A 12,812-nucleotide genomic window follows, 5' to 3' on the forward strand; every position below is an offset into this window, starting at 1 on the left:
ATCGTTAAAAATGGAGGATTACCGTCTCACCCCCCGCCCGCCGCCAGCTCATCAAACAACCGCTCCCCCCCCATCTGCCCACCCTTGAGCATCAATTCAATCCCGTCCGTCACGGGGTCATCGCTACGTGCGACGCTCACGGTCACCCCCGGCGCCAGCACGCAGCGAAACGCCAGGCCCCAAAGCCCCAGTGCCAGCGTGGCCTGGCTGGACGTGTCGCCGCCGGCGATGCCGATGCGGTTCAGGCGTCGGCCGGCCTGGGCGCTGGCGCGCACGATGTCGGCGACGAGCCGGGCCGTGGCGAGTGCGGTGGCGGCGGTCTGTTCGGCGTTGACGGCGCCCGACGGTTTGTCGGTGTGCGCGAGCACGTTGCGGCCCTGGGCCAGCGTGGCGGCTGCCTGTTGGACCTGTTGCGCGGCGTAGTCGGGATCGGCCAGCAGGCGCTCGGTCACCAATGGTTGGCGGGCATAGCTTTCAGCCGCCGCGATCTGCCGTGCAGTGACGGGCGACAGGCTGCCCGCCACGACCAGCACCGGGCCGTCGGCGGGGGCGAGCGGCCTCGGCGGGGCCATGTCTTCGCGCGGGGTCGGCGAGGCGCGGACCAGCGCCTGTTGCACGCTGCTCGGGCCCACGGCCAGCAGCGGGGCGCGGTCGGCCGCGCGGCGGATCAGGCGGCCGATGACGGCAAGCTGCGATTCGTCCACCAGGTCCAGCAGCAGCGGGCCGTCGGCGCTGTCCAGAAGACGGTCGATCCAGTCGTCGACCGCTGGCACATCCGCGGCCGATGGATAGTCAATGTGCGGCACCGACCGGATGCCAGCCAACCCCTGCGCCGCCAGATGCCGCCGCAGGTCCGCCTCGTGCATCGGCGTCACCGGATGCACGCTCATCACAGGGTGCCGGTCGATCCGGTGGATTTCCGGCGCGGCGCCCGCGCGCGCAAATAGCTGCGCGAAGCTGCAATAGCGTCCGATGCTGGGCTGTCCGCCCACGATGGGCACGATGGGATTGGGCAGGTGCCGCCGCAATTCCTGCACGGCGGCCCCGATGCTGCCGACGTGCGGCGCGCTGTCGAAGGTGGAACAGCATTTGTAGTGCAGCACGCGCGCGCCGGTGCTTGCCATGAACTCACCGACTGCGCGCAGTTCCGCGACCATTTCCTCGGGCGCCATGCCGCGCGCGGCGCCGGCGATGCCGATGGCATCCAATGGACCCGCACGCTCCAGTTGCGCGGAAGAGGGCACGCTCAAGAAGAGCAGGCTGCGCAGGCCCGCGCGGGCGACCTCGGCCAGCGTGTCGGTGGCGCCGGTGAAGTCGTCGCCATACCAACAGACCTGTGGCGCGGAAGCGCCCGTCATGCGCGGTTTCCGAAGAAGTCCAGGGCGCGCCGCAGCTCGGGCGCGTTGCGGGCGTAGTCTTCCAGCGCCTGGTTGTCGCGCACCGCGTGCCACGCCTGGCGGATGCTCTGCACGCCCGCCGCCGGGCCGTCGGGGTGGGCAAGAATGCCGCCGCCCGACATGAACAGCAGGTCGTCGCTGCGCACGGCGGCCCAGGTGGCGGGCACGGTGCCGGCCCATTGGCCGGACGAGAACGCAGGCATGACGGCGTCGTCGATGCCGGGCGTCAGCGACGCCAGGCAGTCGCGCGCGGAGTCGACGACTTCGCTGTCTTCCTGCGAGAACTTGCCTTGCAGGCCGTGCACGTGCATGTGGTCCACGCCGGCCAGCCGCCACAGCGTCTGGTAGGCCTGAAAGCCCATGCCCAGCAGCGGATGGCGCGACAGCGCGCCAAAGCCGTTGCGGTGGCCGTGCAATGCCAGCGGCGTGCCGCGGCGCAGGGTCTGGATGGCGGAGTAGCCGCACCAGTTCAGGCTGGCCATGACGCAGGTGCCGCCTTCGCGTTCGATCAGGTCGGCGTGGCGGCGCATGGCGTCGGTCTCGTCGCTGATGTTGAAGGCGACCATGACGTTGCGGCCGGTGCGGTCGCGGTGGGCGCGCACCACGGCCATCACGGCCGCGACGCGCTGGGCGAGCGGGGCGTGGGCCGGGTTGGCGCACACTTCGTCGTCCTTGATGAAGTCCACGCCGGCTGCGCAGAGCTGGGCGACCAGGTGCGCGGTCTGCTCGGGCGACAGGCCGACGTTGGGCTTGATGATGGTGCCCACCAGCGGACCCTGGTCCACGCCGGTCAGCGCGCGCGTGCCGGCGATGCCGACCTGGGGCAGGTCGAATTGGGCGCGGTAGTTGGCGGGCAGCTCCATGCTTTCCAGCCGCAGGCCGGTGACTTCGCCCAGGTCGTACAGGTTGCCGCCTACCGTGGCCGCCAGCGTGGGCAGGTTGGTGCCGACGTTGGCGACGGGAAACGCGATGCGCACCCGCGCGCGGTGGAATTTGCCCGGCATGCCGCCCGGCTGGCGCGCGAGGTAGGCGTTGGGCAGGCTGGGCGCGTCGACGGTTTCCAGGATTTCGATGGCTTCGATGCGCGCGCGCGCACGGGCACGCAGTTCGTCCGTCTCGCCCTGGACGCGCGTGAAGGTGCCGCAGGATTGCTCGCCGGCCATGACCTCCGCGACCTTGGCGGGGTCGACGGGGGTTTCGATCAGGTAGGTGGCGGTAAACGATTGGGAATTCATGGTGGCGATGGGGCGGCAGGGCGGATCAGAGACGGGTCAGGTCGGGGAAGGCGCGGACCGGATCCTTGCCGTCCCAGTTCTGCGAGCTTTCGCGGATCAGGTCGAAGAGGCGGCCCTTGGGTCCGGCCACTTCGGACAGCTCGATGACGGTGCCGGGGTGGTATTCGGTGTCGAAGTAGATGAAGCGGCCTTTTTCGCCGACTTCGCCGCTCATCTTGGGCTTGAAGCCCTGCGCCAGCAGGCGCTCCAAGTCGGCGTCGTAGCTTTCGGTCCAGTAGGCGACGTGTTGCAGGCCGGTGCGGCCGGCTTGCAGGAAGTCGCGGTACATGGAAGGCACGTCGTTGCGGGTCTGGATCAGTTCGACCTGCACGTAGCCCGAGTTGGCCAGGGCCACCGAGTTGTGGGGTTCGTAGCCCGCGCCGTCGTACTGGTAGTTCACGATGGGCACGCGCGGGTTGTAGTACCAGGGACCCACGCCCAGCGTGGTGCTCCAGTAGTCCATGGCGGCTTCGATGTCATGCACGACATAACCGAGTTGGCGGATCTCGCCCAGGAAACGACTCATGTTGGGATCTTCTTAAAGGAGGTGGAGTGCGCAGCCCCGCCGGGCGGGGCCGCGTCGCGTCACAGAAAACCGATGGAGAACCAGGGGAAGGCGGCAACCACGATCAGGCCGATCAGCAGCGCGCCGATGTAGCCCCAGATCGGGCGGATGCCTTCGTTGGGGTCGACGCGGCTGATGGCGCAGGCGCCGTAGTAGCCGACGCCGAAGGGCGGCGCGAAGAGACCGATGCCCATGGCGAAAATCACGACCATTGCGTAGTGGACTTCGTGCACGCCCGCCTGCACCGCGATCGGGAACAGCAGCGGGCCGAACAGCACGATGGCGGGAATGCCTTCCAGCACGCTGCCCAGGATGATGAAGGCCACGATCGACACCGCCAGGAAGCCGTAGCTGCCGCCAGGCATGCCGGCCATCAGCTTGGCCAGGTCGCCCGAGAAGCCCGACTGGGTCAGCGCCCACGCCATGGCGGTCGCGCAGCCGACGATCAGCATGATGGCGCCCGATAGCGAGGCGGTCTCGATGAGCATGGGCTTGAGGCGCGCCCAGTCGAAGCGCCGGTAGATCAAGAGGCCCACGACGGCGGAATACACGATGCCGATGGTGGAGACTTCGGTGGCGGTCGCCACGCCCTCGACGACGGCGGCGCGGATCACGAAGGGCAGGGCCACCGCGGGCAGCGCGATCATGAAGAAGCGGCCGATCTCCTTGAAGGTGAAGCGCTGCACCAGGCTCAGGTCTTCCTTGCGGTAGCGCCACCAGACCACCGTGCACAACGCCAGGCCCAGCACCACGGCGGGCAGCAGTCCGCCCGTGAAGAGCGCGGCGATGGATACGCCCGTCACCGAACCGATGGTGATGAGGACGATGGACGGCGGAATCGTCTCGGTCTGCGCACCCGTGGCGGACAGCAGGGCCACCAGGTCGCCGGGCTTGGCGCCGCGCTTTTTCATTTCGGGGAACAGCACCGGTGCAATGGCCGCCATGTCGGCGATCTTGGAGCCCGAGATGCCGGACACGAGGTACATGGCGCCGATCAGCACGTACGACAGCCCGCCGCGCACGTGGCCCAGCAGGCTGGCCAGGAACTGGATCATGGCGCGCGCCATGCCCGTCATTTCGATCAGCGAGCCCAGGAAGATGAAGAGCGGCACCGCCAGCAGCATCAGGTGGGACATGCCTTCGTCCAGGCGGCCCACCATGACGACCATCGGCGTGTTGGTGGTCAGCGCCAGGTACGAAAACGTGGCCAGCGCGAACGAGAACGCGATGGGCACGCCGGAGAACACGGTGGCCGCGACGATGCCCACGAAGAAGATCACCAGGTTCAGCTTGCCCAGGCCCGAGAACAGCGGCTGCGCCAGCCAGAACAGGCCCACGATCGCGGCCACCCCGGCCAGCGCCGTCGCCACCTGCGGCAGCGGCTGCGTGCGCAGCAGGCGCAGCACGGCGATGACGCCCATCAGCCCCATGCCCACGGGAATCGCGGCGGCGCGCCAGGCGTTGCTCAGCTCCAGCGCGGGGGTGATGATGAAGTGCTCTTCGTGCGCGTACTCGATGGCAGGCGCCAGGATCAGCACCAGGAAGGCCAGCGACGCCGCCAGCGCCGCGGTTTCCAGCTGGGCGCGCCGCGCCGGGCTGACGTTGTTCACCAGCGCCGTCATGCGCATGTGTTCGCCGCGCCGCAGCGCCACCACGGCGCCCAGCATGGACAGCCACAGGAACAGAATGGAGGCGAGTTCGTCGGACCAGACCAGCGGGCTGTGGAACACATAGCGCGAGACGACGCCGGCGAAGAGCACCAGGATCTCGATCAGCACGATCGCCGCGGCAACGTGTTCGACCACGCTGCCCAGCACGCTGTCGAGCGCGCCGGCCGCCCGGCGCAGGGGATTGGCCGGCAGCGCAGGCGTGGCGGCGTGGGGAGCGGACAGGGAGGACATGGCGTGCGACCTCAGGCCAGCTTGCCGACGGACTGCTCCAGCAAGCCCCAGGCCTCGTTGCCGAACCGGCCCTGCCATTCCTTGTAGAAGCCCACCGTGCGCAGCTGGTCGCGGAAGCTGTCGGCGGACGGCTGGTTGAACACGAGGCCCTTGGCTTCCAGGTCGGACTGCACCGAGGCGTTGAGCTTCTTGATGTCTTCGCGCTGGGCCAGGCCCGCTTCGTTGATGCCGCGCGCCACGACCGTCTTCAGGTCGGCGGGCAGGCCTTCCCACATGCGGCCGTTGGCGATGAACCAGTAGCCGTCCCAGATGTGGTTGGTCAGCGAGCAGTATTTCTGCACTTCGTACAGCTTGGCGACCTGGATGATGGGCAGCGGGTTTTCCTGCGCGTCCACCACCTTGGTCTGCAGCGACGAATAGACTTCGCTGAACTGCAGGCTGGCCGGCGCAGCGCCCAGGCCCTTGAACATGGAGATCGGCAGCGAGCTCACGGGCACGCGGATCTTCAGGCCGTCCATGTCGGCGGCGGTGTTGACCGGCGCCTTGCTGCTGGTGGTCTGGCGAAAGCCGTTGTCCCACATCTTTTCAAAAGCGTAGAGCTTGCGCTGCGCGATGGCGGCGCGCACATGGGCGCCCAGCGCGCCGTCCATGGCCGTCCAGACCTGGCCGTAGTCCTTGAACGCGAAGCCGACGGCGTTGATGGCGGCGACCGGCACCAGCGTGGCGATCACCAGGGCGGACGGCGTGAAGAAGTCGATGCCGCCCGAGCGCACCTGGGCCAGCATGTCGGTATCGCCGCCGAGCTGGTTGTTCGGGAAGATCTTGATGTCGACGCGGCCGTTGCTTTCCTTGAGGATGCGTTCGGCGGCTTCCTGCGCGCGGATGTTCAGCGGATGCGTCACCGGCAGGTTGTTGCCGTACTTGAGCGAAAAATCAGCGGCGCGGGCGATCAGCGGAAAGCCGGTGCCGGCGACGGCAAGGGCGGGAACCGCGCAAAGGCGGCGCAAGGCACTGCGGCGTGTCAGCAGCTTCATGGTTGTCTCCATAGTCGTAGTTATGATGTTTTTTGATGTGCCACAAAACCGCCTGAGCCATGCGGCAGAATGGACAATAGTGAATAGGCGCTATCATCGTCAAATCTTATTCATGATGGTTTTTGATGTGAATAAACCCGCCTCCGACCGCAAGCTCGCCCGTCTGGCCGACGTCGCCGCCCGCGCTGGCGTGTCCACCGCCACCGCCGACCGGGTGCTGAACCGCCGCCCCGGTGTCCGCCCCGCGACGGCGCAAAAAGTCTTCAAGGCCGCCATCGACCTGGACTACCTGCCCGACGAAGCGGCCTACGCGGCGGCCGCGCCCGAGCCGATGCGGCTGGTGTTCCTGCTGCCGCGCGGCAGCAATCGCTATCTGCGCATGCTGGGCGATACCGTCAGCTACGCGCACGAACACTTCGCCCCGCTGAACGCGAAGTGCCAGGTCGACTACGTGGAAAGCTTCAATCCCGATGCGCTGGCGCAGGCGCTGGCCCGGCATGGCAAGCGGGCCGACGGCATCGCGTTCATGGCGCTGGAGCATCCGGTGGTGCGCGAGGCCGTGAACGCGCTGGCGCAGCAGGGCGTGCCGACCGTGACGCTGATTTCGGATATCGCCAACAGCGCCCGCGTGGCCTATGTGGGCCTGGACAACCGCGCCGCGGGCCGCACGGCCGGCTACCTCATCGCGCGCTTCATCGGCTTGCGCGCGGCGCATGTGGCGCTGATCGCCGGGTCACGGCACTACCGGGCGCACGAAGAACGGGAAAGCGGCTTTCTGCAGCTCTATGCCGAGCAGTTCCAGGCGATGCAGGTGGTGGACCTGCGCGAAGGCTATGACGACGCGCAGCGCAACTACGAGCAGACGCGCCAGTTGCTGGAGCAGTATCCGCAGCTTGCCGGCATCTACAACATCGGCGGCGCATCCGATGGCGTGGCCCGCGCGCTGAAGGAGGCGGGGCAGCAGCACCGGGTCGTTTTCATCGGGCATGGCCTCACGCCCGACACGCGGGCGCTGCTGATCGACGGCACGATGGACGCCGTCATCACGCAGAGCCCCATGGAGGCGTTGATGAGCTGCGTGCGCATCTTCAGCAATCTGCGCGACAAGCGCAGCGCAATGAACGGGGTGGAGCTGGCGCGCAGCCAGGTGATCTTCCGCGAGAACCTGCCGTAGGCGCGGGGCCGCGCCCGGCGGCCCGGCAGCGGCGTCTGAAAGCGCCAATCGGAGATTCGCGGGCGTATGATTCCCGCTATGGGCTCGCACCCACTCCGGCAGTGGTCGGCATGCCATTGCCAACCTCAACGCAGGGTTGTTCAACAACGGCCGCCCCGGCGCCCACCGGCGGACGGCTGTGAAGGCGCTACGCCATGGATCGCTTCCTGTCCGCCGTCCGAATGGCCGGCCCCGCCTCCTGCGAGGCGGGGACCCGGGCGCGGTCACCGGCGGGTGATCACGATTTCCATGTACTCGCTGGGCACCACCATCGTCGAGTCGCCGGACCGGTTGAACTTGTCGATCTGTGCCGTGATGTCGGCCGTGAGCGCCGTCTGCGCCGCGGGCTCCAGCGCGCCGAACGCCTTGAGCAGCGGGCCGTAATAGGTCTTGAAGACCTGCATCCAGTGGTCGGGCGACCGGTACCGGAAGACGAAGTGGCGGGGTTCGCATCGGATCGACGACGCCTCGGCCCCGAACATCTCTTCGATGCGCGCCTTCGTGCCCCACAAGGCGGGCGATTTCACGCCGGCGGGCGGGGGCAGGTGCTTGCCGATGGTCTTGAAGATCTGCCCGATGAAGCCGTCCGGCGTCCAGTTGGCCAGGCCGATCTTGCCGCGGTGCTTGCACACGCGGGTCAGTTCGGCCGCGGCCTTGTCCTGGTCGGCGGTGAACATCACCCCGAAAGTCGACATCACGACGTCGAACGCCGCGTCCGGGAAGGGCAGCGCCTCGGCGTCGGCCTCCTGGAATTCGATCTTCAGGCGTTCGGCGGCGGCGCGTTCGCGGCCGCGGCTCAGCAGCGCGGGCACGTAGTCGGTCGAGGTGACGTCGCACCAGCGGCGCGCGGCCGCCAGTGTCGCATTGCCGTTGCCGGCGGCGACGTCCAGCACCTTCTGGCCGGCGCGCACGTCAAGGGCTTCGCAAAGCTGTTCTCCTACGATCTGCAGCGTGGTGCCGACGACGGCGTAGTCCCCGGAAGACCAGGTGCTCTGCTGGCGGGTTTTCAAGGCGGCCAGGTCGGGCTGTGCGGTGTCGCGCACGTCTCTGGTGGCAAGGGAGGAAATGGACATGGTGTGTCTCCGATAGAGCGTGGGATGCGCGACGGCCTCCATGACCAGCGCGCCGGGGCGGTGCAACCAGCGCCGCGAAGGCTTTCGCGTGCCGTGCGCCCCGGAAACCACGATAGAAACCGCGCGTGGAGGCGAGCGTGGTAGCCGGCGTGGAATCTGCGGTGGAATCCGGCGGCGCGGCCATCCACGTGCGCATGCTGGGGCCGATGGCGATCACGCGCGGGGGCGCACCCGTTGCCTTGCCGCCCTCGCGCAAGCTGCGCGCGCTGATCGCGTACCTGGCGCTGGCGCCCCATGCGGTCATGCGCTCGCACCTGTGCGAATTGCTGTGGGACATTCCGAACGATCCGCGCGGCGAACTGCGCTGGTGCCTGAGCAAGGCGAGGGGCCTGCTGGACGAGCCCGGCAGGCGTCGGGTCGAGACGGCGCAGGACAGCGTGCGCCTGGACCTGTCCGATTGCCGCGTGGACGTCCTGGACATCGACGCGGCGATGCAGGCCGGGATCGATAACGCGAGCCCGGAGCGGCTGCGCGACCTGTCGATGCTGTTCGCGGGCGACTTTCTGGAAGGGCTGGAGATCGGCCGCAGCCCGTTCTTCCATAGCTGGCTGACCGCGCAGCGGCGGCGCCTGCGGGCCTGCCATGCGGCCGTGCTGGCGCGCCGGGCCGCGGCGCTGCCGGCGGGGTCGGAGGACAGCTTTGCGTGCCTGGACCAATGGCTGCGGCTCGCCCCCTTCGACCCGCAGGCGCACCAGCAGATGCTGGGCGCGTTGGGATTGCGCGGGCAATGGCGCGAAGGCGAAGAACACCTGGCCGCGGCCGTTCGGGCGTTCGAGGCCGAAGGCCTGGACGGGCGGCCGCTGCGCGACGCATGGCGCGAGGTGCGAGCCCGCCTGGCGGGCGGCGTGCCGTCCGCGGCCGACGCACCGCCGCCCGGCCAGTCGGACCCTGCTCCGGAACGGCAGGGACGCGCGTCGATCGCCGTCATGCCGTTCGTGGACCGGTCGGCGCAGGCGGGCGTGCGGGGCGGCCTGGCGGACGGGCTGGCCTTCGACATCATTACCCGGCTGGCGAAGCTGCGCAGCCTTTTCGTCATCGCGCAGGGCACCGTGTTCGCGCTGGACCAGCGCAGCGTGGGGCCGGAGGAGGCAGGCCGCACGCTCAACGTGGACTATGTCGTGAGCGGATCGCTGCGGCGGCACGACCAGCGCCTGGCCGTCGAGGTGCAGCTCGTCGACTCCCGCACGGCGCGCATCGTCTGGGCCGACGTCCTGGACCACAAGTTTGACGACGCCTTGCTGGCCCTGGACGAGATCGGCAATCGCATCGTGGCGTCGATCGACATCGAGATCGAGGCCGCCGAGCGCAACCGCGCCATCCTGACGCCGCCCAATTCGCTGGATGCGTGGCAGGCGCATCACCGCGGACTGTGGCACATGTACCGGTTCAACCGCACCGACAACGAGCAGGCGCGGCATTTCTTCGAATTGGCGGTGCGGCTGGATCCGACGTTCTCGCGGGCCTATGCGGGCCTGTCCTTCACCCACTGGCAGACCGCATTCCAGCGCTGGGGCGAGCAGGCGCCGGCCATCGACCTGGCGTTCGAGACCGCCGGACAAAGCCTGATCGCCGACGACCGCGACCCCGCCGCGCATTGGGCAATGGGGCGGGCGCTGTGGCTGCGCGGCAGCCAGGATCCGTCGATCAGCGAACTGCGGATCGCCGTGGACCTGAGCCCGAACTTCGCCCTGGGACATTACACGCTGGGCTTTGTCGACTGCCAGTTGGGCGACGCCGAAGCGGCCATCGGCGCGTCGGACCATTCGCGCCACCTCAGTCCCTTCGATCCGCTGCTGTTCGGCATGCTGGCGGTGCGCGCGCTGGCGCTGGTGCGCCTGGGCCGCATCGAGGAAGCCGCGGGGTGGGCGGTCAAGGCGGCGGCGCGGCCCAACGCCCACGTGCACATCCTGGCCATCGCCGCGTGCTGTCTGGCGATGGCGGGCCGGATCGACGAGGCGCTCGGCTTTCTGCCCGCCATCCGCAAGGCGGCGCCGGCGTACCGCGTGGACGATTTCCTGGCGGCGTTCAGGCTGGCGCCGGACACGCAGGCGCTGTTCCGTGAAGGCGCGCGGCGGATCGGGATAGGATGAGGCGCGACGGCCCTGCGTAGAAAGCGAAGGCTTGCATGTTGCTGCCTAGGCAGCTAATATGCGTCGATCGATTCCGCCGCGGCGCGGCAGGCCCATCATGCGCAACGCTTCCCCATCCGTTCTGGACGAACTCTGCACCGGCGAACTCGGCTTTCTGGTCACGTCCGTGCGCAATGGCATCCACGAGGCCCTGGACCGCGAACTGGCGCCGCTTCAGATCACCGTGCAGCAGTACGTCGTGCTGAACTGCATCGTCAAGGGGTGGGGCCGCACGCTCAGCGATTTCTGCCGCGTGCTGGCTTACGACTCCGGCGCCATGACCCGTTTGCTGGACCGCATCGCCGCCAAGGGCTTCATCCGCCGCGTGGAAAACGAAGCCGACCGCCGCAGTTACTTGATCGAGCTGACCGAGATGGGCCAGGCGGCCTTTCCGCAGGCGCGGCAGGCGACGGAGGTGGCGTTTCGCCGGTTGTTGGCCGGCTTCTCGGAAGCCGAAGGGGAGATGCTGCACAAGCTGCTGTCGCGCCTGCTGATGAATGCGCGGTCGGACCAAGGGTAGGGAACGCCATCTTCTTTTCCGGGGTCGTTTCCTTTTTTTTATTTATTTATCTGCCTAGGCATATACAGCCTGGGCAAGTTCAGGCTTCTTCTAGCGCTTTCCAGGCGGTTCCATGTCCCCATCCAAACCTCCGCTTTCGCTGCTGCTGGTCATCGGCGCGCTGACATTCATCGACTTCCTGCAGAACGGCATGGCCACGTTCGGCGCCGCGCCCATCATGGGGGAGATCGGCGCCAGCCCCGAGGAATACACCCACATCGCCGTGGTGTACGCCTGCGTGGCGGTGGTGATGATCGCCCTGCAGGGGTGGCTGACCCACCGGCTGGGCCCGCGCGCCTACCTGCTGGCGTCGCTGGCCGCCGCGGGCGCTGGCGCGGCGGTGTGCGCGCTGGCGCAAGACCCCGCGGGCTTTCTGCTGGGCCGCGTGCTGATGGCGCTGGGCTGCGCGGCGATGCTCACGTCGTCACGGCTGACCGTCAACCTGATTGCTCCCGGGCCGGCGCGCTTTCTGGGCATCAAGGCGCTGGCCTCGGGTCTTTGTTTGGGCACGGCCCTGGCGCCCTGGCTGGCCGCGATGGCGGTCGAGCACGATGGCTGGCCGTTGATGTTCTGGCTGATCGCCGCGCTGTCGCTGCTGGCGATGGCCCCGGTCATGCTGGCCATGCCGGGCCGCGAAGCCGGCTCGGTGTTGGCCGGCAACGTGCGCCTCCTGCCGGTCGCGGCCCTGGGCGCGGGCAGCTTCCTGGTGCTGCATGCCTTGCAGCGCTCTTACTACGACTTCTTCAGCGACGGCGGCCTGCTGGCGTTGTCGGCCGCGGCGGGCGTGGCGGCGCTGGGCTGGTTCGTGTGGGCCGAGACGCGCAACGGGGCGCCGCTGCTCAGGCTGGGCGGCATGAAAGAGATGCGCTTCCTTTGCGGGTTGGGCCTGTTCATGGCCTGCTACGTGATGCTCGGCGCCAACGGCTACCTGGTGCCGTTGATGCTGCAGCGCGCGCTGGGACTGGCGTGGATCACCGCGGGCGAGTTTTTCGCGATGGGCCTGGGCGCGGGCGTGCTGACCTGGGCCGTGATGTCGCAACTGCTGCCGCGCTGGCCCGCGCCCCGGAAATTCTTCGTGACCGGCTTCCTGGCGCTGGCGGCCTTCGGGCTGCTGATGTCGCGCCTCACGCCCACCGCGAACATGTGGACCGACGTCTTTCCGGCGCTGGCCTGCTATGGCGTGTTCATCATGACGCTCATGCCCACGACCGCGATGCAGACCTTCACCGGCTTGACGCGCGATCCGGCGGTGTTCGCCCACGCGCAGCAGGTCAAGAACATGCTGGCGCAGATCGGGCAGGCGCTGGGCATCATGCTGGCCACTATCGGCCAGCAGTGGTTCGCGTCGCGGCACTACACCGTGCTGCACGCCAGCGTGGCTGCCGGCAACGCGCAATTCGAGGCGGCGATGGCGCAGTTGTCGGCCTATTTCGCGACGTCCGTGGGACCGGCGCAGGCGCAACAGCTCGCCATGGCGCAGATCGCGCAATGGCTCAACCAGCAGGCGGTGCTGCTGGCCAGCCTGGATCACTTCCGGATCGTCGCGGCCGTGGCGGTCGCCGCGGCGGCCGTCAGCCTGGTGCAGCGGGTGTTCCGATAGGCGCGCC

General features: G+C 68.5%; 10 protein-coding genes. 4 read left to right on the top strand and 6 right to left on the bottom strand.

Going from position 1 to position 12,812, the window contains the following annotated elements; translation table 11 throughout:
* Positions 1–26: 26 nt before the first annotated feature.
* The 5 genes from BXA00_RS21520 to BXA00_RS21540 are packed head-to-tail and all read right to left on the bottom strand — an operon-like array spanning position 27 to position 6,171.
* Positions 27–1,358, bottom strand: coding sequence for a four-carbon acid sugar kinase family protein (locus BXA00_RS21520; RefSeq protein ID WP_076520436.1), 1,332 nt, complete (start codon positions 1,356–1,358; stop codon positions 27–29).
* Positions 1,355–2,632, bottom strand: coding sequence for a ribulose-bisphosphate carboxylase large subunit family protein (locus tag BXA00_RS21525; RefSeq protein WP_076520437.1), 1,278 nt, complete (start codon positions 2,630–2,632; stop codon positions 1,355–1,357). The genes BXA00_RS21520 and BXA00_RS21525 overlap by 4 nt, the downstream gene beginning before the upstream one ends.
* A 25-nt stretch (positions 2,633–2,657) precedes the next feature.
* Positions 2,658–3,197 carry a VOC family protein gene (locus BXA00_RS21530; protein ID WP_076520438.1) on the bottom strand — a complete coding sequence of 180 codons (540 nt, stop codon included), beginning with the start codon at positions 3,195–3,197 and terminating at the stop codon, positions 2,658–2,660.
* A gap of 59 nt (positions 3,198–3,256) precedes the next feature.
* Positions 3,257–5,137 (bottom strand): TRAP transporter large permease subunit, encoded by a 1,881-nt coding sequence (locus tag BXA00_RS21535; RefSeq protein WP_076520439.1) that lies wholly within the window; start codon positions 5,135–5,137, stop codon positions 3,257–3,259.
* Between the two features lie 11 nt (positions 5,138–5,148).
* Positions 5,149–6,171, bottom strand: a complete 1,023-nt coding sequence (locus tag BXA00_RS21540) for a TRAP transporter substrate-binding protein (RefSeq protein WP_076520440.1) — start codon at positions 6,169–6,171, stop codon at positions 5,149–5,151.
* Positions 6,172–6,283: 112 nt separating this feature from the next.
* Between BXA00_RS21540 and BXA00_RS21545 the strand changes: the two genes are divergently transcribed.
* Positions 6,284–7,345: a LacI family DNA-binding transcriptional regulator gene (locus BXA00_RS21545; RefSeq protein WP_076520441.1), complete on the top strand. Its 1,062-nt coding sequence runs from the start codon at positions 6,284–6,286 to the stop codon at positions 7,343–7,345.
* Between the two features lie 263 nt (positions 7,346–7,608).
* On the opposite strand, the gene BXA00_RS21550 is transcribed toward BXA00_RS21545, so the two are convergent.
* A complete protein-coding gene (locus BXA00_RS21550) occupies positions 7,609–8,457 on the bottom strand; it encodes a class I SAM-dependent methyltransferase (protein WP_076520442.1) in 849 nt (282 codons plus the stop codon).
* Between the two features lie 149 nt (positions 8,458–8,606).
* Here BXA00_RS21550 and BXA00_RS21555 point away from each other — a divergent pair, with 149 nt between their 5' ends.
* From BXA00_RS21555 to BXA00_RS21565, 3 genes are all read left to right on the top strand, one after another.
* Positions 8,607–10,607: a transcriptional regulator gene (locus tag BXA00_RS21555; protein ID WP_231952126.1), complete on the top strand. Its 2,001-nt coding sequence runs from the start codon at positions 8,607–8,609 to the stop codon at positions 10,605–10,607.
* 97 nt (positions 10,608–10,704) lie between these two features.
* Entirely contained in the window at positions 10,705–11,166 is a 462-nt protein-coding gene (locus BXA00_RS21560) for a MarR family winged helix-turn-helix transcriptional regulator (RefSeq protein ID WP_076520444.1), read from the top strand.
* Between the two features lie 112 nt (positions 11,167–11,278).
* Positions 11,279–12,805, top strand: a complete 1,527-nt coding sequence (locus BXA00_RS21565; protein WP_076520445.1) for an MFS transporter — start codon at positions 11,279–11,281, stop codon at positions 12,803–12,805.
* Positions 12,806–12,812: the final 7 nt, after the last annotated feature.

This window comes from Achromobacter sp. MFA1 R4 (genome assembly GCF_900156745.1).
Classification (GTDB): Bacteria; Pseudomonadota; Gammaproteobacteria; order Burkholderiales; family Burkholderiaceae_B; genus Achromobacter.